The sequence below is a fragment of the Ensifer sp. LC384 genome (assembly GCF_001695865.1).
In the GTDB taxonomy this organism is placed as follows: Bacteria; Pseudomonadota; Alphaproteobacteria; order Rhizobiales; family Rhizobiaceae; genus Ensifer.
Genome location: NZ_MBST01000078.1, coordinates 26027 through 49995, shown reverse-complemented (window position 1 = coordinate 49995; position 23969 = coordinate 26027). Strand labels below are relative to the sequence as shown.

Genomic DNA, 23969 nt, shown 5'->3' with positions numbered 1-23969 from the left:
TGTTTACCGCCAACCCAGTGCGGGAGCGACATTCTTCAGAATAGCTTCGATGACGTGGGCGTTGTAGTCGACGCCGAACTGATTGGGGACGGTCAAGAGCAGCGTGTCCGCCTCGGCCACGGCTTCGTCGCCGGCGAGTTGCCTGACGAGCACGTCAGGCTCGGCCGCATAGGACCGTCCGAAGATCGCCCTCGTGTTCTCGTCGATGAAGCCGATCGTATCCTGTTCCTTGCCGCTTCGGCCGAAATAAGCGCGGTCGCGATCATCGACGATCGCAAAGATGCTGCGGCTGACGGAAACCCTCGGCGTGCGCGCGTGGCCCGCTTCCTTCCACGCCTGCCGGTAGGCGCGGATCTGTGCGGCCTGCTGGACGTGAAACGGCTCTCCGGTCTCGTCGTCCTTCAGCGTCGAACTCTGCAGGTTCATGCCGAGCTTGGCCGCCCAGACGGCGGTGGCGTTCGAGCTGGATCCCCACCAGATGCGGTCGCGCAACCCTTCGGAATGGGGCTCGAGGCGCAGCAGGCCTGGCGGGTTCGGGAACATCGGGCGCGGGTTCGGCTGGGCGAAACCGTTGCCTTTCATTGCTTCGAGAAACACTTCGGTGTGGCTGCGGCCCATATCCGCATCCGATGCGCCGTCCTGCGGCTGGTAGCCGAAATATCGCCAGCCGTCGATCACCTGTTCGGGCGACCCGCGGCTGAGGCCGAGCTGCAAACGGGAGCCGGAGATCAGGTCGGCGGCACCGGCGTCTTCGGCCATGTAAAGCGGGTTCTCGTAGCGCATGTCGATGACCGCCGTGCCGATCTCGATGCGCTTCGTCTTGGCACCGACGGCGGCCAGCAGCGGGAACGGGGAAGCCAGCTGCCGGGCAAAGTGGTGGACGCGGAAATAGGCGCCATCAGCGCCGAGCTCCTCGGCGGCAACCGCAAGATCGATGGACTGCAGCAGCGCATCGCCCGCCGAGCGGGTTTGCGACTGGGAGGAGGGGGTCCAATGGCCGAAGGAAAGGAATCCGATTTTCTTCACGAGAGCGCCCTGAGAATGTGTCATTGCTACTCTCCTAGATGGCATAAGACAGGCTCGGGCGACAGGCGTTGAAGGCCGAACGCTGTGTTTCCGATCTGCTCACGTAGAATAGTCACAAACCTGACCTTGGAGCTCTTCACCAAGCCGCCAGGGCGGCGGGCTTCTTCCTGAACTGTCGGCGATAGCTCGCGGGCGAGATCGAGAAGGCCCGGGTGAAATGCTGGCGCAGCGATACCGTGGAGCCGAAGCCGGCCATCTCGGCGATGCGGCCGATCGAGCAGGAGCCGGTTTCCAGCAGGCGCTGCGCGGTCGCCAGCCGTTGGTTGAGACGCCGTTGCGTGAGGTGGTTCCGGTCGCCTTCCTGACATGCCGGGTGAAACTGCACAGGCTCATTCCGGCCCGCGCCGCCAGCCTTTCGAGAGACAATGGCTCGCCCAGATGCTCGATGGCCCAACCGATCGCTGCGCCGACGCGCGGTCGCCGACATGAACGGCGCAGGTTTGTTCTGTGGAGCGCAGTTGGCGGCTTACTCGACCCCGCCGAAATGCAGGGTCTCGGCCGCCAACTGGCAGGCCCTTCATCTCAGCCGGCTTGGAGCGCCATCTTGCGGGAGACCGCGACGAGTGAAGCGCCCAGCAAGGCGGCCAGTGACGCGAACATGAAGACGCCGGCGGGCCCCTGGAGCTCGACGATGAGGCCGCCGAGGATTGCCCCGGTCGAGATGGCGATCTGGAATGTCGTCAATGTCGCTGCACCCGCACCCTCCGCCTCGTCGCCGGCGGCCCGGCTGATGAAGGACTGGACGCTGACCGGAAGCGCACCGAAGGCGAAGCCCCAGGCTGCCGTGGCAGCGGCGGCAATGGCCGGCAGCATGCCGGCTACGGCGAGCAGGAGTGCCGTGGCGGCGATGCCAACGGCCGCCAGTGTCATGGACAGGCGCGTATTGCGCTCTGCCAGGAAGCCGCCGGCGATATTGCCGAAGAAGCCGCCGATACCGAACGCAAGCAGGATCGCGGTGATCATTTCGACGTCGAAACGCGGCACCTGTTCGAGAAAGGGGCGGATGTAGGTGAAGCCGGCAAAGTGGCCGGTGACCACCAGCAGGATCGTGGCAAGCCCAAGCCGGATCGCCGGGCGTCTCAGCACTCTTGCGATCGTGCCAAGGCCGGTGGTCCCGATCGGCGGCAGGGATGGAACGGTCAGGGCCTGGACGACAAAGGTTATCACCCCGACTGCGGCTGCAAGCAGGAACGCATAACGCCAGCCGAGCGTCGCGCCGATCCAGGCGCCGACGGGTGCGGCGCAAACCGTCGCGATCGAGACGCCTGACATCACGATTGCCATGGCGCGAGGCATCAACCTGCCCGGAACCAGCCGCATGGCCAGCGCCAGCGACATGGCCCAGAAACCGCCGAGCGCAACGCCGAGCAAGACGCGGGCCGCAAGCAGGAACGGAAGGTTCGGTGCGAAGCCCGCCATCAGGCTCGAGACGACCAGCAGGCCAGTCAGGGCCAGAAGAACCGTGCGCCGGTCGAACCGTCCCGTGTAGACAACGATCGCCGGGCCGGCGACCGCCGCGACGACCGCAGTCGTGGTCACCGATTGTCCGGCCGCTCCGACACTGACCCCGAGGTCCGCCGACATCGGGGTCAGCAGGCTTGCCGGCAGAAATTCTGCCGTCACCAGGCCAAAAACCCCGAGCGAAAGGGAAACGACAGCGCCCCAGCGGGCATTGCTCTGCTCATTAGTCGGGGCACCTGATTTCGTCACGACGCCATCCATGTTTTTTATCTCCGCTACTGTTGATGGCGAAGGTAGGCATGACCGTTCGGAGTTTCTATGCTAGAAAATCCAAAAGACTATGCCGTTCGTCCAAACTTGCGGAGCGCCCCATGAGCGATGCATTGACCGAGATTTTGCGCGGGCTGAGGCTCGACGGCGTCGAATACGGGCGTTGCCAACCCTGTGCGCCCTGGGCGACGGCTTACCCGGCGCAGGAGCCCGCACGCTTCCATTTTCTCGCGGCAGGCTCGGCCCATCTTCAGACACCGGATGGCGAATGGATCGAGCTCGCCCAGGGCGATGCGGTGCTATTGCCCAGGGGTGATGCGCATGTGCTTGCCAGCAAGCCGGGCATCCCTGCGGTTTCGATAAGCGACCTGCCGAGGCGGCAGCTGTGCGACGGCATCATCGACGTGCAATGCCCATCGACAGACAGCAAGAACCTCATCTTCTTTGCGGTGATGCGGTTCAATGTCGATCGTCTGCATCCGCTGCTGCAATTGATGCCCGCCGTCATGCGCACCAGCGACCTTGCGTCGAGCGAACCGTCGATCCCGCCGCTGCTCGATGCCATGATGCGGGAAGCAGAAATGCAGCGCGTCGGCTCGGGCGGCATTCTCGCGCGGCTCGCCGATGTGCTCACCGCTACGCTCATTCGAACCTGGGTGGAGCATGGCTGCGGCACGGCGACCGGCTGGCTTGCGGCCGTTCGCAACCCGGAACTCGGACGTGTCCTTGCAGCCATCCATCTCGAACCTGCAAGGGATTGGACAGTGCCCGAACTGGCAAAGCTCATGGGGGCGTCGCGATCGGGTTTCGCCCAGCGTTTTGTCGACACCGTGGGCGAGACGCCGGCCCGCTATGTCGCGCGCATGCGGATGCACCAGGCGCATCAATGGCTGCAGGAAGGGCAGCGGGTGGCCCTTGTCGCGGGCCGCCTCGGCTACGATTCGGAAGCTTCTTTCAGCCGTGCGTTCCGCAAGATCATCGGGGCGCCGCCAAGCCATTATCGAAGCAGGAATTCGGCCCAGAATTCGCGCTTGCCTTCAGCCGGCTCCGCCGCCCTCGGGGAGGTCGGGCATGATCATTGACGGCCGAACCGAATCAAGCATCGCGGGTTGCTGCCATGCGCGTTGACGTCAGCCATCATATCGATGCTTCGGCGCCCGACGCGGAAGGCTTTTACGACTATCACTACGAGTATGACATCTATCGATTTTCGGAAGGGGGAAAGGCCTATGTCGTTCGGTCCTACATTGAGGAGGGAGATCGAGCGGCGATAGTGTCGTGTCTGGATGGCGAGACCAGCCGTCTGCTCGGCCCGGCAGACTTGACCGATCCTCTTCTCATTGAAGCCGTGGCCTATTTGCGCGGGGTGGGCAAGACGACGCTCGACTGGCTCACCGCCGACGGCTATGTGCCGCTGGAGCCGAGGGCAGCGCCGACGCGCGAATGATCAAGGCACGATTGGCTACAGCGCCGCGCATCAAATATGATGCGCGAAGGACGCTGTAACACTTTAAACTTGCTGCATAATTTATCCTTAAATCGATTTCGATTTAAGGAATTATGCAGTCGGCGGCCCCACCTGGCCTCCCGGCATAGACCACTGCCGTCGGCCAGCGGCGGTCAACACAGATGCGACCTAGGCCGCCTGTGGCAGCGGTCCGACATAGAGCGAGCGCGGACGGATCAGGCGACCTCTAAGCGCCTGCTCGCGTGCATGGGCGATCCAGCCGATGGTGCGACCGATGGCGAAGACACCGGTGAAGGCATCTCTCGGGAAGCCCAATGCATCGAGCAACAGTGCCGTATAGAATTCAACATTGACGTCGAGAGGCCGGTCCGGCTTGCGCTCCTTCAGGATCGCCAGTGCTGCCAGCTCGACCGCATTTGCAAGCTTGATGCGTTCGCGATCGACTTGATCGGCGTCGATCAGGGGCCGCAAAGCATACCTCAGCGCATCGGCGCGGGGATCCCGGACGCGGTAAACCCTATGGCCGAAGCCCATCAGGCGTTCGCCCCGATCAAGCGCTTGGTTGAGCCATGCTTTCGCGTTGTCCTGACTTCCTATCGCATCCAGCATGTCCAGCACCGGTCCAGGCGCGCCGCCATGGAGCGGCCCTTTCAGGGCGCCGATCGCGCCGAGTACCGACGAGGTAAGGCCGGCTTTGGTGGAGGCGATCACCCTTGACGCAAAAGTCGAAGCGTTGAGGCCGTGATCCGAAATCGTCACGAGATAGGTATCGAGCGCTTTCACCTTTTCCTTGCTCGGTCTCCCCCGCCAAGCATAGCGAGAATGTCCGCCGATTGGGAGAGCGATGGCGATGGAGCAACCGGCTCGTCGCCATTCTTCAGGCGCAGGATTGCCGGCAGAAAGACGGCCGGTGCCGCAAGCAGGCCGAGCGCGGCCTCAAGATCGTCACCGTCCGGCAGGCGGGCGGTGAGCGCGCGCATGATGTCCACTGGCGGCAATCCCAGCATATCGTCGTCGATGGCCCGGATGTGCGCGAAGACCTCTGTTCGTGCTTGTCCCAGGCGCCGGCGCAGATTTTCCTTTTCGAGGTTTCCTTCGATCAGGCCGTCGAGCAAGAGGGCCGCGACATCCTCATAGCTGGCGTATTCGGCAAGATGGTCGAGCGACACGCCGCGGATAACCAATCGGCCTGCCTCGCCGTCCACGTCGGAGAGCTGCGTTTCAGCGGCGACGACGTCTTCAAGTCCGTTTTTCATAAGCGTTTCTCCTTTACGCGGGAGAATGGTCCAGCTTAGATGTATTGACGTCAATCTTGATAAATTTGATCAATATGAACGCACTCTGGATAACCGCTGAGGAGGCGCTCAGCCAGCTCGGCACCAAACCGCAGACGCTTTATGCGAATGTGAGCCGCGGGCGCATACGCGCCAAGCCTGATCCGCTCGACTCGCGCCGCAGCCTTTATCACGCCGACGACGTGAGGCGGCTTGCGGAACGGCATGCCGGCCGCCCGCGCACGTCGGCCGTCGCGGCCGAGGCGATCCGCTGGGGCGACCCCGTCTTGCCGACGACGATATCCAGCATTGCCGACGGACGGCTATCCTATCGCGGCCATGATGCGGTCGAGCTCGCCGTCACGGCCGAGCTGGAGGAGGTCGCCGCGCTGCTCTGGCAAACCCAAGTGGTCGCTGTCCACGCCGCCGGCTGCGACTTGGCGGATCGATCGCGGCTGGCGGCGACTTTGATGAGCCTTGCCGCCCGTGTGGCCGAGGACCTGCCCGCTCTTGGTCGTGCGTCGCCTATTTTGAGGATTGAGGCCGCCGATGTGTTGTCGACAGTGGCGGCAGCATTGGCACCGTGGCCGGAACCGCTGCCGCTGCATCGGCGGTTGGCACTCGGATGGGCGCGGCCAGAAGCGACGGAGCCTATCCGAAAGGCGCTGGTGTTGGCGGCGGAGCACGAACTCAATGTTTCCGCGTTTGCGGCGCGCGTGACGGCCTCGTCCGGCGCCGCTCTTTCGGCCGCAGTTCTTTCCGGGCTGGCGACATTGACCGGCCCTCGCCATGGCGGTGCCTGGCTCAGCGTCACGCAGCTTGCAGAGCGGACGAACGCAGTCGGCGCACGCGAGGCGATACGCGGCATGCTGTCCTCTGAAGGGGCTGTTCGCGCCTTCGGCCATCGGCTGTATCCCCACGGTGACCCGCGCGCCAAGGCGATCATGGCAAGTTTCGAGGCTCCGCCGCTCTACGGCCTGTTGGCCGAAGCAGGCGAAGAACTTCTGGGAGAGCCGGTCAATATCGATTTCGCACTGGCGTCGCTCGCGGCCACGTTCCGGCTGCCTGACGAAGCGCCGCTGGTGATCTTTGCGCTTTCGCGTACCGTCGGTTGGCTTGCCCATGCGATGGAGCAGGTGGAGAGCGGCCACATGATCCGTCCGCGAGCGCGTTACTCCGGACAATGAAATAACAGGCGAGCGCACCGTTTGGACGGTCATCTGCCGACGGTCACCCGCTCTACTGGGATGCAGCGCGAATGCGATCGCCATTCCGAACCCTTTACTCTCCAACACTGGGCTCTCGGTTAAATTCCACGGCGCGTCGTCAGCTGGCCGGCGCATGTCATGCATTAGCCGCATGGCGGACATGATTTGCTAATGTTCGCACGGAACTCCATATGTTGCCTAACACCTGACGTCGAACGCGATGCCAGCGCCGCAGCGAGCCTGCCGGGCGCGAAGGAGGCGATATGAACGGGATTCCGAAGACGCTTGAAGAAATGAGCTTGCGCGAGCGGTGCGGCATGCTCGAGACGGTGGCCTGTGCGCTCGATGCCATCGCCGAAGAGGCCGACGATCTGGGCGACACGCGCTTCGCCACCCACTCGAAATGTGTGGCGGGTACGATCCGCGGATACACGGACAACCTTGCAGAACATGATCTCAAGTCGGCCGAGTTGCTCCTCGAATTGGGAATAAATCTTGTGCATCTGTCTTCAACGCGGTCCGGTCGCGCGGCGACCGCTGTCATGAACAGCACTTCGGAGGTGCGCCAGTAGACGTTCTGGGCGGTGCCTTCGTTGGCTTGCAAAGGGCTTTGTCGACCGTCCTCCTTCGAGGACGGTTACTGCGTTTCTAGGGCGCCGGTTCGCCGCTCCGGATCGATTGGCGTCCATGCGATGCGAGTGTATCCGCGCGTTCGTTGCCGACTATCCCGGAGTGGCCCTTGCACCATGCGACGGTCAGGAGAGGGGCGCGGGATAGTTGAAGATCGATTGCCATCCAAAGGTCGCGATTGGCTATCGCTCGGCTTCGGGCCTTTGCATTCGGGACGATCTTTCTCCAGCCGTTGTTCTTCCAGATCTGACGCCAGCTGTTGCAGCCCTTGACTGTGTAGGCAGAGTCGGACCAGACGACCGCCGGCTGCCCAGAAGCATTGCTGTTGATCCACAGCGCTGCCTTGAGCAACGCGGTCAGCTCCATTGTGTTGTCGGCGGAGCCTTGCGCGCCACCAAACGCGGCCGCTATTTCCGCGCCATCGTGATAGACGGCAAATGCCCATCCGCCCTCGCCCGAGATCGGTTCATACGAACCGTCCGTGAAGACCTGGAGACCTGGGGAGGAAGGCTGCATCTCGACCGTATTCGTGGCGGAGCTGAGCTTGGTGGAAATGCCGTTCATCTCGCTGGTCTGTCCCTTCCGTGCAACTTTACCCATGTCTGCCAGACGATCCGGAATGTTGCGCGCTGACGCTGGCAGCGCTCATAGATACCAGCGCCGGGCGATCGTTATCGGGGCATCGAGGTCAGCGACGATGATGACCCTCCGGTTCAGCCCGTCTCGTGAAGCTTAGGCGCCAGCAGGGCAAAGAGCACGTCCAGCATCACATACATCGGCGCGCGGCCGGTGGGCACGATGAGCGGTCTCGCCGATGTGCGGTAGGCATTGAGATTGATGTTCTCGTCGGCCAGTGAGGCGACGATGGAGCCGCCGGGGGAGATGGCAACGACGCGCGCGCCCGACTTCCTGGCGATCTCGATGTTGGAGATCAGGTAGCTGGTACGACCTGAGAAGGAGAGGACGAACAGCACATCTGAAGGGGACAGGCGGGCGGCCGAGACCATCTGCAAGGTCGGATCGGCATAGGCGACGCTGGCGATCCCGAGAGAGGCCATGCGATGCTGGGCCTCTCCTGCCAGAAAGCCGGATCCACCATAGCCATAGACGTCGATCCGGCGAGCCTTCGCCAGAAGATCGACAGCGCGGCGCAGGGAATCGAGGTCGAGGTCGTGCCGCGCCTCCCGCAATGCTTCTGCCGCGCGATTAAAGATGTCGTCCACCATGCCGGAGAACGGATCGGTTCCGTTTTCGGCGACGGTTGCCGTGGACTGGCGAACGGCAAGCTGCTGGGCGAGCTTCAGACGGAAATCCGGAAATCCGTCGCAATCGAGCCGCCGGCAGAAACGGATGATCGATGGCTCGCTGACCTTGGCGACGCGCGCCGCATCGGTGATCGACCAGGTGATGGCCGTGCTCGGCGTGTCGAGGATCGCTTCCGCGATCCTGCGCTCGGCGGGCGTGAACTGGGCCAGGGATTGCCTGATCAGATCCAGCATGGAACCCGTCGTTCTGACGTCTTGGATGCTCGTGTCATAAAGCGCCTTTCGCAATTGGGCTACAACTTGCCATCTGCCATCAGCTTCGCCAGGCAGGACGATTGATAGTCAAAACCGGCGTGCGCGACAACGAGCCTTTTCACGGCTCCAAGCGCTTGCTCGCTCGGATCGATGCGCTGTCCGTTTGCGTCTTGAGCGATGATCTGACCGGAGGCTGCCACAACCAGTTGAAGGCCGGCGGCGATGTCCCAGGCGCTGAACTTGGACTCGTAGGCGACCGCCACCCACCCGACGGCGACATAGGCGAGGTGGAGCGCGCAGGAGCCCAATCGTCGAACGGCACGGAAGGAGTTGACGAGATCTGCATAGGCCTCGAGCGCCTCAAGGTCCGGCCGCTCGCCCTCATAAGGTGCGTTGCTCAGGACTTCGACGTGGTGGTCGCTGCTTGCGCGCAGGAAGGGTGAAACGATGTCGCCGTTCAGCGTCAGACGCCCGGCGTTCGCCATGAACAGCTCTTCCCGCATCGGGTCGTAGACGATGCCGCAGACCGGCTCGCCGGCGTGATAGGCCGCGATCGAAACGCAGAAGAACGGCAGGCCGGAGGCAAAATTGCTGGTGCCGTCGATCGGGTCGATGATCCAGGTCGTCTCGCCTTCACCCTGCCAGCCGCTTTCCTCGCCGAGAATGCGCGATTGCGGCAGCCGCGACCAGATGATGTCGCAGGCGGCCCGTTCGGCGGCCTTGTCGCAGGCCGTGACGATGTCGAAGAAGCCCGCCTTCTGCTCGGTCCGCAGCGTCTCCGGGCTTGCCTCGATGAAGCCCTTGCGCGCAACGGCGCCTGCGGCAAGCGTGGCTTCCTTGGCAACGCTGGTGATCGTCTCGTAGAGATCGCGGATGATCGGTTGGTTGATGGTCATGCGGCTTTTCCCATGTCGGCGGCTTCATTGTACGGCAGGATCCAGACCGGCTGGCTGTCGACGGACAGGCGCAGCATCTGGCCGACTTCGGCCACGCCCGTGCGGTAATAATCGCTATCGAGGAAGACGCATTCCTGGCCCTCCAGGTCGGTCAGGTATTCGACGTAGGCGCCCTGGAACACCACGCGCCGCACCTTCGCCTGCATCGCGCCGTTGGCATCGACACGGATATGTTCCGGGCGCACGACGCAGCGCACCTGTTCGCCGGGCCTGAACGCACGGTTGCCGCGCGGCAGCGTGAAGGCGACCGTGGAGGCAATGCGGATCGACACCGTGGATTCATCCAGCTTTTCGACGCGGCCCTGCAGGATGTTCGCCTTGCCCATGAATTCGGCGACGAAGCCGGTGCCGGGACGCGAATAGACGTTAAGCGGCGTGTCGTCCTGCTCGATGACGCCGCTGCGCATCACCACCACGCGGTCCGAAATCGCCATCGCCTCGCTCTGGTCGTGGGTGACGTAGAGGCTGGTGATGCCGAGGCGAAGCTGGATGGCGCGCAATTCGTCGCGCATGCGCTCGCGAAGCTGCGCGTCGAGGTTGGAGAGCGGCTCGTCGAACAGCAGCACCTTCGGTTGGGTGACGACGGCGCGGGCAAGCGCCACGCGCTGCTGCTGGCCGCCCGAGAGCCGCGACGGCGAGCGGTCGGCGTAGGTCTCGAGCGCCATCGTCGCAAGAACGGAGGAGACCCGATCCTTCATCTCGTGCCGCGGCAGGTTGAGAAGCCGCACGCCGTATTCGACGTTTTCGCGCACCGTCATGTGCGGGAAGAGAGCGTAGCTCTGGAACACCATGCCGACATCGCGGGCATTGACGGGGACATTGGTGACATCGCGCCCGCCGATGGTAATGGCTCCCTCGGAGGGCGTCTCGAAACCGGCAAGCATGCGCAGCGTCGTCGTCTTGCCGCAGCCCGAGGGGCCAAGCAATGTCACCAGCGTACCTTCTTCGATGACGAGGTTGAGGCGATCGACCGCCAGGCCCGCGGCCGCACCGGAAACACCGGGGAAACGCTTGGAGATGTTGGAGAAGATGACTTTCGACATGGGATTACCTCTTGGGCGATGTCGACGACAGGAGAAGTTGCATGAGCGCCAGGATGGCGAGCACGACGAAGACGAGGATGCTGCAGTAAGCTGCGGCGACGCCGATCTTGAGCGTCTCCACCTGCGACAGGATGGTCACCGTGATCAGCGTCCAGTTGGCCGAAACCAGGAAGATCACCGCGCTCAGTGTCGTCAGCGACCGCGTGAAGGCATAGGAAAGCGACGTGAACAGCGCCGGCTTGAGCAGCGGCAAGGTGATCTGGAAGAAGGTCCGCGTATTGGATGCGCCGAGCGTCATCGAAGCTTCTTCGATCGACTTGTCGATCTGGCGAAGCTGGTTTGAGCCCGCTTCGATGCCCACCTGAAGGTTCTTCACCACCATGGCGGCGACCACAATGAAAGCGGTGCCGGTCAGGAGCAGCGGCGGCGCGTTGAAGGTGCTGACATAGCCGATGCCGAGAATGGTGCCCGGCGCGGCGAAGGAGAGCAGCGTGCCCCAGCGCAAAAGGAAGCTGCCGGGAAACGCCTTCCGGACCAGGAGATAGGCGATCAGCATGCCGGCGACGGCCGTCACAGGCGTGGCGATACCCGCCAGCAGCAAGGAATTGGTGAGCGTCTGGAAGCCAGCCGTGAAGACCGTTGCGTAGTGGTCGGTCGTCAGCGTGTTGTCGATGCCCGGCAGCCGGGTGAAGGAGACGTAGATGACCGTCAGGTAGAACAGCAAGATCGCAAGGACGATGGCGTAGCAGAGCATCGAAAGCGGCAGCACCACGGCCGCGCCGGAAATACGGATCGTCTGAGCCGTCGGCTTGCCGGTCACGGTCACATAGCTTCGCTTGGCCACCCAGTAGCGATGGACAAGGAAGGCGGTGATCGAGGGAACCAGCATGAGGCTTGCGAGCAGCGCGCCGGAACGCAGGTCGAAGTAGCCGACCATCTGTGAATAGGCTTCGACGGCGAGCGTGTTGAAATTGCCGCCGATCAGCATGGGATTGCCGAAATCCTCGACCGATTTGACGAAGACCAGCAAGGCCGAGCTGAGGATCGCCGGCGTGACGAGCGGCAGCGTCACCCGCGAGAAGGTGATCCAGCGCGAGGCGCCGAGCGAGGCGGAAGCATCCTCCAGCGCACTGTCGATCGATTGCAGCATGCCGCGGATGTTGAGATAGGCGATCGGCGTGAAGGCGAGCGACTGGATCAGGACCAGGCTGTGAAAGCCGTAGACGTTGGCGTTGCGGATGCCGAGCAGCTCACGGGTGATGAGGCCCGAGCGTCCGAACAGGATCACCACCGCGAGCGCCATGACGAAAGGCGGCGAGATGATCGGCAGCAGCGCCACGCCATGCACGAAGGTCTTGCCCGGCATGGTCGTGCGCGTGGCCGAGAAGGCAAGCACGAAGCCGGTCAGGGTGGCAATCACGGCCGAGGTTGCGCCGAGGAGCAGCGTATTGAACAACGATTCCCAGACGAAGGATTTCGTCAGCACCACGGCGAGGGCTGCGAGGTCGAAGCCGCGGTCGGTGACAACGGCCTGCTTCAGAACGGTGAAGATCGGCAAGGCCGCGAAGACGAGCACCGAGAGCGTGACGACGGCGAAAATGCCGAACAGCCACGGGTCGACGACGATCTTGCGCAGGAAGGCCGGCGATGCCCCCGTCCGCCCGGACGGGGTCGCTTGCGAGACGAGGGTCATGGCGAGGCTCCTTGCCGGCGTTACTTGGCGTCGGCCTTGTGGCGCACGTCGTTTTCGTAGCGCTCCAGGAGGCGCGCGCGATTTTCGCCGGCCCAGCTGAAGTTGTAGTCGATCATCTTCACGTTGGAGAGGTCGATCTTGGCCGCCGGGTTCTTATAGCCCGGCACGATTGGCCCGCGGAACGTCGCGCCAATGGCAGCCTGGCCCTTTTCCGTCAGCACCCAGTCGAGAAACGCGGCGGCAGCCTTCGACTGCTCCTCGGGCGCATTGGCGATGGCCGCCGCTGCATTCACCTCGAAGCCGGTGCCTTCTTCAGGAAAGGCGTAGCCGACCGGGTAGCCCTGCGCCAGGGCCGCCTCGATATCCTGGGTATAGGCCATGGCAAGCGCGATCTCGTTGTTGGCGACCATGCGCGACGGCGCGACGCCGGAGCGCGTGTACTGAACGACATTTTCGTCGATTTTCTTCATCAGCTCGAAGGCCGGCTCCTCGCCGAAAAGCTGAACCATGGAGGCAAGAGCGACATAAGCCGTTCCGGAAGAGGCCGGATGCGCAAGGGCGACGCTCTGCTGGAAGGCTGGATCCGCGAAGGATTTCCAGCTTGTCGGCGGCTTGGCGCCGGTTTCATCGAGAACGGCCTGGCTGTAGGCAAAGACGATCGGTGAGATGGAAATGGGGGTCCAGCGGCTCTCCTTGTCGATGTAGCGCTGGTCTATCTTGTCGATGCCGGCATTCTTGTGCGGTGCCAGCAGGCCTTCGTTGGCGGCCTGGATAAAGTTGTCGGCAGCGCCTGCCAGCCAGAGCCCAGCCTGGGGATTGCTCTTTTCCGCGCGAATGCGGGCGAGGATTTCGCCAGCGCCGATGCGCACGAACTGCGCTTCGATGCCGGTGTCGTCCTTGAACGCCTTCAGGACGGAGGCGCAATCGTCTTCTGACATCGGGCAATAGACGGTCATTCCCCCGGCATGGGCACTACCGGACGAGAAAACTGAGCATAGGGCAACAAGCGCTGAAGCCAGCGCGAAACGGCGTGACATATCGATTTCCTCCAGACGATCGCATCGGCCTCTCCCGAGAACCCTTCCTGGGCCTTCGTGGTCTCACTCGCCGTGCGTGACCATCGTGATAATGAAGGAATCTACATTTGTCAAAATAAATGTAGCTTAGCTACATTTCCCACCGGGCACTTGAGGTAAGCGACAAAGAGTGTTTCCAGGCAGGACGATTTATCCGGCGGAAGCGTGTCGCCGAGCAGACATACGGCGCGGGCCGGCGATCCTATCGCCAGGCATAGAACGCCAGGCCAATGGCGACGGCCAAGGTGAGTGCGGCGAACAGCAGGTTCAGCGTGGATTGGTACTTGCTGAAACTATGGGCGGCGCGACAGCCCGCCAGCGCGCCGAGAGCCCCGCCGCCGACGAAGGAGAAGGCGAGTGGCCAATCGACCAGGCCGGAGAACGTGTAGCTTGCACCCGTGGTGAGACCGAAAGCGGAAATGGCGACCAGCGATGTGGCGATTGCGTTGATCGTCGGCATGCCGGTCGAAACCATCAGGCCCGGCACGATCAGGAATCCGCCACCGATCCCGAAGAAACCCGAAACGATGCCGGTTCCGGCGCCAAAGGAGAGCACTTTCGGCGCGTTTCTGGGCGTGCAGGTCGACGTCGGATCGCCAGCCAGGTGGCGTCGCTTCAGCATGGTGAGGCTGACAACGGCCATCAGCGCCGCGAACAACAGCAAGAGCCGCTGGCCCTCCAGAGCCTTGCCGAGCGTCGCGCCGATCCATGCGCCACCGATACCGGTGATGCAGTACATTGTCGCACAGCGCCATTTCACCGTGCCGTGTCGCGCATGCACCGCCAGTCCCGAGAGCGCATTCGCTGCGACGGCGACGGCGCTCGTCCCGATCGCCACATGCACGTTGCTGACGCCGACGACATAGACGAGCAGCGGGACGGCCAGAATGGAGCCGCCACCGCCGAACAGCCCGAGGCTGAAGCCGACGAGACCGCCGCAGAGCGCTGCCAGGATGTATTGGACAAGATCCAGCGTCATGGTTCGGCACCGTGCCGGCGGGGAAACGATGGCGCCTGCGATGTGTCGAAGCCGGAAGACGGCCTGGACGCAGAGCGTGCTCGTGAATGGAGCGGCGTCAGGACCATGCCGCACCTTGTAGGGCGTCGATGGGGAGTTTCAGGTAGCGCCGGCCGTTTTCCTCCGGCTCCGGAAGCCGACCGCCGTTGATGTTGACCTGCAAGGCATGGAGGATGAGCTTGGGCATCGGCAGCGTTCGGTCCCGTTCCTCGCGGAACGCGACGAACTCGCTTTCGCAGCCATAGCGCGTCAAATGGATGTTGTCCGCCTTCTGCCCAGCAACCGTGCTTTCCCAACGCGGCTCGCGTCCACCGGGCTGATAGTCATGGCCGACGAAGATACGGGTGTCGTCGGCCAAGGCCATGATGTCGCGGATGCTCGCCCAGAGCGCATTGGCGCTGCCGCCGGGGAAATCCGTGCGCGCGGTTCCGCTGTCCGGCATGAAGACCGTGTCGTGCACGAAGGCGGCGTCACCGACGAGATAGGTGATCGATGCCAGCGTATGGCCCGGAGAGAACATCACCCCGGCCTCGAGACTGCCAATCCGGAATGTGTCGCCGCGATTAAACAGCCGGTCCCATTGCGATCCGTCCGTTTGCAGGCTTGGCCAGTTGTAGATGTCGGCCCACAACTTCTGGACATCGACGATGCACGTGCCGATGGCCGTGGGCGCGCCGGTCTTGGCCTTCAGATAGGCGGCGGCGGAAAAGTGGTCGGCATGCGGATGGGTGTCCAGGATCCATTGGACGTCCAGGTCCTGGGCCCGCACGAAGTCGAGCAGCCGGTCGGCATTGGCAGTCGCTATCGAGCCGGACTTCTCGTCGAAGTCGAGCACCGGATCGATGATCGCGCAGGCCCGCGTTTTCGGGTCGCTGACCACATATTGCACGGACCAGGTTCGCGGGTCGAAGAAAGCCGCAATGTCGGGCCTGGCCATGCCTCATGCCTCCGCTGCAAGTGCGGCGCGCGGGAAGAAGATCGCCCGCGCCGGGTCGAAATCATAGTGCCGCTCGTAGCTGGCTGCGTCGCCGGCGAGCCTGGCGACGGCGTCGAGGATGAACGCCACTTCCTCGTCTGCAAGCAGGACGCTGAAGTTCAGTCGAACAAAGCCCGGCTTCAGCATTTCCTGGCCTGCGAGGATGGCCTCGCGCAGGCGCTGCGACTGGTCATCGTCGATGCCCAGCAGCCGGTGGACATAGGGCCCGGCGCAGGCGCAGCCGCCGCGCGCCTGAATGCCGAAGCGATCGCTGAGCATGCGGGTCACGAGCTGCTGGTGGACATGACCGCCCTTGTCGTCCTTGACGCGGAAGGAAAAGATCGGCAGCCGCCTTGGTTCTAGTGGGCCAAGCAGTTCCAGCCCCTCGACGCCCCGCCATGCGGTGATTGCGCGGCACGTCAACTCGGCATTTCTGGCCTGCATTGCCTCGGCGCCGATCGCCTCCTTGACGAGGAAGGCGAGTGCCGCCCTGATATCGCCGACGACGTTCGGCGTGCCCGCCTCCTCGCGCGCCTCAAGGCTGTTGCTGTAGTCGTGGCCGGTCGGCGAAACGAATTTGACGGTGCCGCCACCGGGCCAGGATGGCTTGGCGATGACAGCCGCGTCACGTCGCAGGATCAGCACACCTGACGTGCCGGGGCCGCCGATGAACTTGTGCGGAGAGATGACCACGGCGTCGATTGCGGTGTCTTTATCGGGCGACATGTCGATCGGCAGGTAGGGCCCTGCACCGGCATAGTCCCACACCATCTTTGCGCCTGCGGCCTTCGCGATCCTGGTGACATCAGCAACGTCGGTGACGATGCCGGTGACATTGGAAGCGGCAGAGAAGGCGCAGACGACGAGATCGGCTGGCTGCCTTAGCGCTTCGCCCAGGGCGGCGAGGTCCGGTCCGCCAGTCGGACACTCGGCGATCTCGACCACCTCGGCGCCGCTTTCGCGCCAGGGCAGGATGTTGGAATGATGCTCATAGGGGCCGATCAGGATGCGAACGCGCCGGCCGGCGGCGACCGCGTCGTCAACCCCCAGCAGCTTCACCAGCCGATTGATGCCGGCAGTGGCGCCGGAGCCGGCGAAAATGACGGCGTGCTCAGGTCCCGCGCCGCAGCAGGCGGCGATCACCGCGCGCGCATCGCGCCGCAGCCTCGTCATCGAGCCGCCGCAGTAGGAAGCCTCGGTGTGGCTGTTAGCGTAGTAGGGCAGCACCTGCTCGAGGATGAAATGCTCGATCTGCATCAATGCTCGGCCCGAAGCGACATAGTCGGCATAGACGAGCTTCTTGACGCCGAACGGCCCCTCGATCTTTGCGTTCTTGCCGACCAGTCCGGCTCGCAGGGCCGCGATCGCGTTATCGCCAGCAAGGCTCTCCCGAAACGCATCGAGCGGACCGGTAAGGTGTGGCTGGCGTGGGCACGGCGTCGTCATCGTTTCCTCCCGGGGTCGCACAGACGATAAGTCTAATCGAGCCGTTGCATGGAAACCTCATCATTCTTATGCTTGTATGCGCCGCAATCGGGTCGTATGATCGCTGAAATGGAAAAAATCGACGAAATTGATATGCGGATCCTATCCTGCCTGCAAAAGGACGGCACGATCTCGCAGCGTGATTTGGCCGACCGTGTCGGCCTGTCGCAGAATGCCTGCTGGCGGCGCCTGCAGCGGCTGAACGCCAGCGGGCTCGTGCTTGGTACCCATGCCGCGGTCGACGTCGCAGCGCTCGGCTTCGACCTCACAGTGTTCGTGATGATCCGCACCCGCCACCATTCCAAGGAATGGGCCGACAGCTTCCGCAAGCATGTCGAGCGCCTGCCGGAGGTGACGGATCTGTACCGGATCGGCGGCGACTGGGATTATCTGATCAAGGTGGTGACACGCGGCATGGCCGGCTATGACGCCTTCTATCAGAAGCTGATCACCGATTTCGACCTGATGACGGTCACCGGTTTCTTCTCGATGGAAACCATCATCAGCAACCGCATGCCCGACCTGCGCGGTCTTACCCGGTAACGTGCACGTGGTGCTCCAGCGCGGCCGTTGCGCCGCAGTCTACGGGTCGAAGGGCGCACAGCATTTGTTGCCGACCGGTATCGCGGCGGCAAGAAAGGTGTCGAGGGCCGGATTTTGGTCCGAACGACGCCAGGCAAGGCCGGTTTCCACCTCCGGTACACGGCCGGCCAGTGGCAAATAGGTCGCGCCGCGCCGCTGAAGGTTGGTCATCGATCGGGGGACCAAGGCGACGCCGAGCCCGGATGCGACCAGACCGACGATCGTCTGCATCTGGATGGCTTCCTGGTAGGTCGAGAATGCCATTCCGTGCTCGGCGAAATATCCCGAGACGATATCGTGAAAGGCCGGTGCGGCCCGCCGCGGAAAAACGATGAGGGGCGCCTTGAAGAAGTCGGCTGGCTCCAGAACACTTCCTGCAAAACCCACTCGCTGCTCCTCGATCCAGGCCGTGGGCACCGCGGCAACCAGCGGTTCCCGCAGTAGCGGCAGGTAGGAAAGGGTGGGATGAAGGGACGCCTGGTTGGGGGCAATGATCAGCCCGACATCGATCTCTTCATCGAGCAGCGCCTCTATCTGGATATCGCTGGTGGCTTCGCGCATCGTCAGTTCCACATGCGGATAGGCCGCGCGATAGCGGCTGACGATGTCGGGCAGTACGCTATAGTCGGCCGTGCTGACGAAGGATAGGCGCAGGTGCCCGATCTCGCCGCGTGACAGCCTTTTTGCGGTGTCGGCAAGGCCGTTCGCCCCGTCGAGCACCTGGCGGACATGGACGAGCCACTGCCTGCCGACGGATGTCAGCTCCACGTTCCGCTTGGTACGTTTGAAGAGCTGTACCTTCAGTTCCTTCTCCAATGCGAGGATGGATTGACTGAGCGGCGGCTGCGTCATGTTGAGGCGGGAGGCCGCATGGCCGAAATGCAGTTCTTCGGCGACGGCGACGAACTGGCGAAGTTGCCTCAAATCCATGATCTGTCTCTATTGATATTTTCCGCGACTTATTCGCTCGAGAAAAGTATATTTCACAGTCACCTTGAACGCCAGTAAACTCGACCTCGAACCAATTGAGGGAGCAAGTCATGGCCTACAACGAACGATCGAAACACATCACGCAAGGTGTCGCACGGTCCCCCAACCGGGCGATGTATTATGCCCTCGGCTACGAGAAGGCCGATTTCGCCAAGCCGATGATCGGCATTGCCAACGGTCATTCGACGATCACGCCCTGCAATGCCGGGCTGCAACCGTTGGCCGACGCCGCTGTCGCGGCAATCAAGGCTGCCGGCGCGAATCCGCAGATCTTCGGAACGCCGACGATTTCCGACGGCATGTCGATGGGCACCGAAGGGATGAAGTATTCGCTTGTGTCCCGCGAGGTCATCGCCGATTGCGTGGAAACCTCGGTGCAGGGCCAGTGGATGGACGGCGTCCTCGTCCTCGGCGGTTGCGACAAGAACATGCCGGGCGGCATGATCGGCATCCTTCGCGCCAATGTTCCGGCGATCTATGTCTATGGCGGCACGATCAAGCCCGGCCACTGGAAGGGGCAGAGCCTTTCGGTCGTCTCTGCGTTCGAAGCCGTCGGCGCCTTCATGGCCGGCCGGATGAGCGAAGAGGATTTCGAAGGCATCGAACGCAATGCCTGTCCGTCGACCGGCTCCTGTGGCGGCATGTATACGGCCAACACCATGAGTTCGTCCTTCGAGGCGCTCGGCATGTCGCTTCTTTATTCCTCCAACATGGCTAATCCCGACCAGGAAAAGCTGGATAGCGCCGCGCAATCGGCCCATGTCCTGGTCGAAGCCGTCAAGAAGGGCATCAAGCCAAGGGACATCGTCACGCGCAAGTCGATCGAAAATGCGGTCGCCCTGATCATGGCGACGGGCGGATCGACCAACGCGGTGCTGCATTATCTCGCCATCGCGCATGCGGCGGAAGTCGAGTGGACACTGGACGATTTCGAGCGCGTTCGCCGCAACGTCCCCGTCCTCTGTGATCTCAAGCCATCGGGCAGATACATGGCCGTCGACCTGCACCGGGCGGGCGGCGTGCCGCAGGTGTTGAAGATCCTTTTGAATGCGGGCCTTCTGCACCACGACTGTCTGACGATCACGGGCAGGACGATCGGGGAAGAGCTTGCAGCCGTTCCGGACCAGCCCCGCTCGGACCAGGACGTTATCCGGCCGTATGAAAGACCGATCTACCGCGAGGGCCACCTCGCGGTGCTGAAAGGGAACCTGGCCGAAGGCGGTGCCGTTGCCAAGATCAGCGGCTTGAAAAGCCCCGTGATGAGCGGGCCTGCGCGGGTGTTCGAGGACGAACAATCGGCGATGGATGCCATATTGTCGGATAGGATCAGGCCCGGCGATATCCTCGTGCTGCGCTATCTCGGGCCGAAGGGCGGCCCCGGCATGCCTGAGATGCTGGCGCCGACTTCGGCGATCATCGGCAGAGGCTTGGGCGACAGCGTCGGTCTCATCACCGACGGCCGCTTCTCGGGCGGAACCTGGGGCATGGTGGTTGGTCACGTCACGCCGGAGGCTTTCGAAGGGGGCACGATCGCGCTGGTGCAAGAAGGGGACCGGATCGTTATCGACGCCCATCGACAGTTGCTGCATCTCGACGTCGGCCCGGAAGAATTGGCAAGAAGGCGCGCCCACTGGCGACAGCCGGAACCGCGTTACAAACGCGGGGTGCTGGCAAAGTTTGCAGCGCTGGCGCGCCCGGCCAATGAGGGCGCCGTCACCGGGTGATTTGCATTGGCCAATCGCGGGTCGTCAGCAGGCCGCGCATGTCAGCGGTTGATCTGGCTTTCGGGTCTTCGGCCAGCGGCCTGCTCTATCTGCGCGAAAAAGCCCGATCGTGTTGCTGCTGGCGCCTGCCGCCCTAGTTGGTGGCTGTGGTGATGGTGACATTGCGATCGTCAGTGCCAAGCCCCATGCGGGGACAAGGCAGCAAAAGTCAGTCCGGAGATATTTCGCCGAAGGACCAAGGCTATGGAAGAGACCGAAGCGCCGCGGGAGCCGCGCGCGATGTCGCGCCGCATGGCCATTGCCTATGCGATCGGCCTGCCGCTTTCGCTGCTGGCATTGATCTTCGTGCCGGCCGGCACGATTGCCTGGCGCCCTGGTTGGATGTTCCTGGCGGTCCTGATCTTGAGTTTCGGCGCTTCCGCTCTGGTGCTTGCACGGGTCAATCCTGTGATCTTCCGCGCGCGCAGCCGGTTTCAGGCGGGCACGAAAAGCTGGGACATGGCTCTGCTTGCCGTCATCCTGCCGGCAATGGTTGCGGTGCTCCCGGTCGCAGCGCTTGATGCCGGGCGGTTCCATTGGTCGATCGTTCCGACCTGGGCGATGCTGTCGGGCTACGGCGCCATGCTGGCCGGCGTCGCGGTGACCGCCTGGGCGCAGGCGGTCAATCCGTTCTTCGAGCCGGGTGTGCGGATTCAATCCGAGCGGCACCACCGCGTGATCGATACCGGCCCCTATCGTTTCGTCCGTCACCCCGGCTACATCGCCGCTCTGTTCCTCTTCTTCGGCATGGCGCTTGCGCTCGGCTCGTTCTGGGCGCTCATTCCCGCAGCGCTGGCGGGGACGCTGCTCGTGCTGCGCACGTCGTGGGAAGATCGGCTGCTGCGGGCCGAGCTTTCCGGATATGAAGCCTATTCCCGTCGGGTTCGATGGAGGCTGGTTCCCGGCATCTGGTGACGCCGGCGATCTTTCATCCCCCAATTTGTACCGGACACCCAGCATTAACCTGACTAGCAAACTCATGACTTTGCCCTCGGATCGCCGACGCTCGGGTCACGAGAAATCCCGCTCGGCATCATCACCGCTCTGATCAGCGTTCCCGTTTTCGCGGGCAATCGCGCCATTGGCCGAGCCTCGCCGCTCGACAGGCGGGTCGCACCCCTTTACATCGCTCGCCATGGAACTCCGCTTCAACCGCCCCGCCTTCGTATTCTCCATCCTGCTGTTCGTCGTCCTCGTCCTGCTGGCGACGGTCGGGGCCGGATGGGGCTGGATCCGCGGCTTTTCCGGTGATGTCCTTGCCGTGATGTGGGTTTACTGCATGCTCGCATCGGTGGTGACGGCTCGACCCCAACTGGTCGCCGGTATCGCATTCTCGCTTGGCGTGGCGGTCGAACTTGCACAGTACCTGGCGTCCAATTTCGGTGTCCGCGTTTCCAACCCCATTTTGAGGATTGTGCTCGGGGCGACGCCGGATTGGTGGGATGTGCTGGCCTATGCGTTGGGTGCCGTCCTCGTGTTGGGCATGGCGATGCTCGGCCGCTTCCGGCAGCGCCGCACCGTTGCGCTGCGCGCGCTATGATTAGACGGGCCCGGGCGCCGGCGAAACCAGTGCCATTGCCCCGGTCACCAGGCGCGCGACACGAGCCGTATCCGGCACCTCGCCAAAGAGGATGCGGTACATGATGGGCGAGACGACGCGGTCCATGACGGCGTCGACATCCGGAAATGCTTCGCCGCGGCCTTCAGCGCGCGCCGCGATCGCTTCGATCTGCTGTTTGGTGAAGTTGCAGCACTGATAGGCGCCGCTGCCGTCCTGCGCCGCCAGCACATCGCGTATCATTGCGCGCCCGGGTTTCGAGGACATCTCCTCCGCATATTGCTCGGCCCAGGCCAGCAGATCTCGGCCGCCATTCCCGGTATCGACCGGCTCCATGTCGGGTCGCAGCCGCTCGACTGCGACATCGGCCAACAGTTCCTGGATGTCGCCCCAACGGCGGTAGATGGTCGACGGCGTCACGCCCGCTTCCGCGGCGATCATCGGAATGGTGACCTCCGCGCGCTCCATTCTGGTCATCAGAGCCTGCACGGCCCCGTGCACCGATGCCTGTACCCTGGCGCTTCGTCCACCCGGGCGTGGACCTTCCCTGCCTGCCATTCCAACTCTTCCTTCCGTCTGCTGCGCATGGATCAGAAACTTTCACAGCACCATAAACGCAAATTATTTGCTTTTGTGTCTGTCCGTTCCTACATCGCCTAAACGCAACGATTTAGCGTTAAGGATTATATAGATGTTCTCCTCTGCCAAATCCAGTGAGAGTGGTGCTGCCGCCGCCAACCCCATCGCCTTCCACGCGGTCACGCTTGCCACGTTCTTCGGCGCGTCGGCCGCACCCACGCCGCTTTACCGCATCTATCAGGAAAGCTTTGCCGCCTCGCCGGTCATGATGACGGGAGTCTTCGCGGTCTATGCCTTCGCGCTTCTCACCGCGCTTTTGATCGCCGGTTCGATCTCCGACCACCTCGGCCGGAAGCCGGTGATTTTCGGTGCGCTGCTTCTCGAAATCGTGGCGATGATGCTCTTCGTCGTTGCCGACGGGCCGTCCTGGCTGATCGCGGCGCGCGTTGTTCAGGGGCTTGCGACCGGCATCGCCGGCGCCTCGATCGGCGCGTCGCTGGTTGATGTCGATCGCGCCCAGGGCCAGCTCGTCAATTCGCTCGCGCCGCTGATCGGCATGGCCGTTGGCGCCTTGGGGACCAGCGCGCTCATTCAATACGGCCCATTTCCCCTTCACCTCGTCTACGGGCTGCTTCTGATCGGCTTTGCGTTGCAGGCAACGGCGATATGGTTGACGCCGGAGACGGGCGGCAAACGCATCGGCGCGCTCTCCTCGCTCAAGCCGACGATCGCCATTCCGCCTCAGATCAAGCGGCCGCTCGCGCTGGCCACCCCGATCAACATCGCCAACTGGGCCCTTGGCGGCTTCTATCTCTCGCTGATGCCCTCGCTCGTCGCGTCCGTTACCGGCAGCAGGGCGCCGTTGACCGGTGGCGCAGTTGTTGCCACGCTGATGGCGGCCGGTGCCTTCAGCGTCTTCCTGCGTCGCGCATACAGTCCTCGGGCAAACGTAACCTTCGGCGTCTCGGCCACGACCGCCGGCATGCTGATCGTGGTTACCGGCACTCACCTGGCGAATGTGCCGGTCATGATCCTCGGCACGCTGCTCACCGGCGCCGGCTTCGGCACCAGCTTTCTCGGCATCATGGGGTCGATCATGCCGCTCGCCAAGGCGGAGGAGCGCGCCGGGTTGCTGTCCGCCTTCTACATCCAGAGCTATCTGGCCTTCAGCCTGCCGGCGATGGCAGCCGGGTTTCTTGCAAAGACGCTGGGCTATCAGGCGACCACCGACATTTACGCCGCCGTCATCATCGTCACCGCCGTTGGCGGACTCATCGCCAGCCGTGAGCGTCGGGCAGCGGTGCCGGCGGTTTCATGACCAATCATTGCAGGC

At 63.3% G+C, this 23969-nt stretch carries 23 protein-coding genes and 1 pseudogene; 9 read left to right on the top strand and 15 right to left on the bottom strand.

Annotation, left to right across the window (positions count from 1 at the left end; translation table 11 throughout):
- Positions 1 to 3: 3 nt before the first annotated feature.
- From BC363_RS30880 to BC363_RS30870, 3 genes are all read right to left on the bottom strand, one after another.
- Positions 4 to 1026 carry an LLM class flavin-dependent oxidoreductase gene (locus tag BC363_RS30880; RefSeq protein ID WP_065785279.1) on the bottom strand — a complete coding sequence of 341 codons (1023 nt, stop codon included), beginning with the start codon at positions 1024 to 1026 and terminating at the stop codon, positions 4 to 6.
- A gap of 136 nt (positions 1027 to 1162) precedes the next feature.
- Positions 1163 to 1411 carry a helix-turn-helix domain-containing protein gene (locus tag BC363_RS30875; protein ID WP_065785090.1) on the bottom strand — a complete coding sequence of 83 codons (249 nt, stop codon included), beginning with the start codon at positions 1409 to 1411 and terminating at the stop codon, positions 1163 to 1165.
- A 197-nt stretch (positions 1412 to 1608) separates the two neighbouring features.
- Complete coding sequence (locus tag BC363_RS30870; RefSeq protein WP_065785089.1) at positions 1609 to 2808, bottom strand: MFS transporter; 1200 nt, start codon at positions 2806 to 2808, stop codon at positions 1609 to 1611.
- Positions 2809 to 2918: 110 nt separating this feature from the next.
- On the opposite strand from BC363_RS30870, the gene BC363_RS30865 reads away from it, so the two are divergent.
- On the top strand, positions 2919 to 3899 hold the full coding sequence (locus tag BC363_RS30865) for an AraC family transcriptional regulator (RefSeq protein WP_065785088.1): 981 nt from the start codon (positions 2919 to 2921) through the stop codon (positions 3897 to 3899).
- Between the two features lie 35 nt (positions 3900 to 3934).
- A complete protein-coding gene (locus BC363_RS30860) occupies positions 3935 to 4264 on the top strand; it encodes a hypothetical protein (RefSeq protein ID WP_065793356.1) in 330 nt (109 codons plus the stop codon).
- Between the two features lie 189 nt (positions 4265 to 4453).
- On the opposite strand, the pseudogene BC363_RS30855 reads toward BC363_RS30860, so the two are convergent.
- A pseudogene (locus tag BC363_RS30855) lies at positions 4454 to 5541 on the bottom strand (citrate synthase/methylcitrate synthase).
- Between the two features lie 74 nt (positions 5542 to 5615).
- Here BC363_RS30855 and BC363_RS30850 point away from each other — a divergent pair.
- Together BC363_RS30850 and BC363_RS30845 are read left to right on the top strand one after the other, a co-directional pair.
- Positions 5616 to 6746 carry a citrate synthase gene (locus tag BC363_RS30850; protein WP_065785277.1) on the top strand — a complete coding sequence of 377 codons (1131 nt, stop codon included), beginning with the start codon at positions 5616 to 5618 and terminating at the stop codon, positions 6744 to 6746.
- Positions 6747 to 7030: 284 nt separating this feature from the next.
- On the top strand, positions 7031 to 7339 hold the full coding sequence (locus BC363_RS30845) for a hypothetical protein (protein WP_065785087.1): 309 nt from the start codon (positions 7031 to 7033) through the stop codon (positions 7337 to 7339).
- Positions 7340 to 7415: 76 nt separating this feature from the next.
- Here BC363_RS30845 and BC363_RS30840 read toward each other — a convergent pair whose 3' ends face one another.
- The 9 genes from BC363_RS30840 to BC363_RS30800 form a co-directional block, all read right to left on the bottom strand.
- Positions 7416 to 7961, bottom strand: a complete 546-nt coding sequence (locus tag BC363_RS30840) for a ribonuclease H (protein WP_065785086.1) — start codon at positions 7959 to 7961, stop codon at positions 7416 to 7418.
- A gap of 149 nt (positions 7962 to 8110) precedes the next feature.
- Positions 8111 to 8896, bottom strand: coding sequence for a MurR/RpiR family transcriptional regulator (locus tag BC363_RS30835; protein ID WP_083223611.1), 786 nt, complete (start codon positions 8894 to 8896; stop codon positions 8111 to 8113).
- A 59-nt stretch (positions 8897 to 8955) separates the two neighbouring features.
- Positions 8956 to 9813: an inositol monophosphatase gene (locus BC363_RS30830; RefSeq protein WP_065785084.1), complete on the bottom strand. Its 858-nt coding sequence runs from the start codon at positions 9811 to 9813 to the stop codon at positions 8956 to 8958.
- Positions 9810 to 10916 (bottom strand): ABC transporter ATP-binding protein, encoded by a 1107-nt coding sequence (locus tag BC363_RS30825; RefSeq protein WP_065785083.1) that lies wholly within the window; start codon positions 10914 to 10916, stop codon positions 9810 to 9812. Before BC363_RS30825 ends, BC363_RS30830 begins: the two co-directional genes overlap by 4 nt.
- A 4-nt stretch (positions 10917 to 10920) precedes the next feature.
- Positions 10921 to 12609, bottom strand: a complete 1689-nt coding sequence (locus BC363_RS30820; protein WP_065785082.1) for an iron ABC transporter permease — start codon at positions 12607 to 12609, stop codon at positions 10921 to 10923.
- A 20-nt stretch (positions 12610 to 12629) separates the two neighbouring features.
- Positions 12630 to 13646, bottom strand: a complete 1017-nt coding sequence (locus tag BC363_RS30815) for an ABC transporter substrate-binding protein (RefSeq protein WP_083222656.1) — start codon at positions 13644 to 13646, stop codon at positions 12630 to 12632.
- Positions 13647 to 13887: 241 nt separating this feature from the next.
- Positions 13888 to 14664: a sulfite exporter TauE/SafE family protein gene (locus BC363_RS30810; RefSeq protein WP_065785080.1), complete on the bottom strand. Its 777-nt coding sequence runs from the start codon at positions 14662 to 14664 to the stop codon at positions 13888 to 13890.
- A gap of 97 nt (positions 14665 to 14761) precedes the next feature.
- Entirely contained in the window at positions 14762 to 15640 is an 879-nt protein-coding gene (locus BC363_RS30805; RefSeq protein ID WP_065785079.1) for an MBL fold metallo-hydrolase, read from the bottom strand.
- Between the two features lie 3 nt (positions 15641 to 15643).
- Entirely contained in the window at positions 15644 to 17125 is a 1482-nt protein-coding gene (locus tag BC363_RS30800) for an aminotransferase class V-fold PLP-dependent enzyme (RefSeq protein WP_065785078.1), read from the bottom strand.
- A gap of 108 nt (positions 17126 to 17233) precedes the next feature.
- Here BC363_RS30800 and BC363_RS30795 point away from each other — a divergent pair, with 108 nt between their 5' ends.
- Positions 17234 to 17707, top strand: a complete 474-nt coding sequence (locus tag BC363_RS30795) for an Lrp/AsnC family transcriptional regulator (RefSeq protein ID WP_139110112.1) — start codon at positions 17234 to 17236, stop codon at positions 17705 to 17707.
- A 39-nt stretch (positions 17708 to 17746) separates the two neighbouring features.
- Here BC363_RS30795 and BC363_RS30790 read toward each other — a convergent pair whose 3' ends face one another.
- Positions 17747 to 18676 carry a LysR family transcriptional regulator gene (locus tag BC363_RS30790; RefSeq protein WP_065785077.1) on the bottom strand — a complete coding sequence of 310 codons (930 nt, stop codon included), beginning with the start codon at positions 18674 to 18676 and terminating at the stop codon, positions 17747 to 17749.
- A 110-nt stretch (positions 18677 to 18786) separates the two neighbouring features.
- Between BC363_RS30790 and ilvD the strand changes: the two genes are divergently transcribed.
- From ilvD to BC363_RS30775, 3 genes are all read left to right on the top strand, one after another.
- Positions 18787 to 20460 (top strand): dihydroxy-acid dehydratase, encoded by a 1674-nt coding sequence (ilvD, locus tag BC363_RS30785; RefSeq protein ID WP_065785076.1) that lies wholly within the window; start codon positions 18787 to 18789, stop codon positions 20458 to 20460.
- Between the two features lie 243 nt (positions 20461 to 20703).
- Positions 20704 to 21414, top strand: a complete 711-nt coding sequence (locus tag BC363_RS30780; protein ID WP_202618642.1) for an isoprenylcysteine carboxylmethyltransferase family protein — start codon at positions 20704 to 20706, stop codon at positions 21412 to 21414.
- Positions 21415 to 21634: 220 nt separating this feature from the next.
- A complete protein-coding gene (locus BC363_RS30775; RefSeq protein WP_065785075.1) occupies positions 21635 to 22039 on the top strand; it encodes a DUF2809 domain-containing protein in 405 nt (134 codons plus the stop codon).
- On the opposite strand, the gene BC363_RS30770 is transcribed toward BC363_RS30775, so the two are convergent.
- Positions 22040 to 22615, bottom strand: coding sequence for a TetR/AcrR family transcriptional regulator (locus BC363_RS30770; protein ID WP_065785074.1), 576 nt, complete (start codon positions 22613 to 22615; stop codon positions 22040 to 22042). It abuts the gene before it with no gap.
- A 133-nt stretch (positions 22616 to 22748) separates the two neighbouring features.
- Here BC363_RS30770 and BC363_RS30765 point away from each other — a divergent pair, with 133 nt between their 5' ends.
- Entirely contained in the window at positions 22749 to 23954 is a 1206-nt protein-coding gene (locus BC363_RS30765) for an MFS transporter (RefSeq protein WP_065785073.1), read from the top strand.
- The last annotated feature ends 15 nt before the right edge of the window (positions 23955 to 23969 follow it).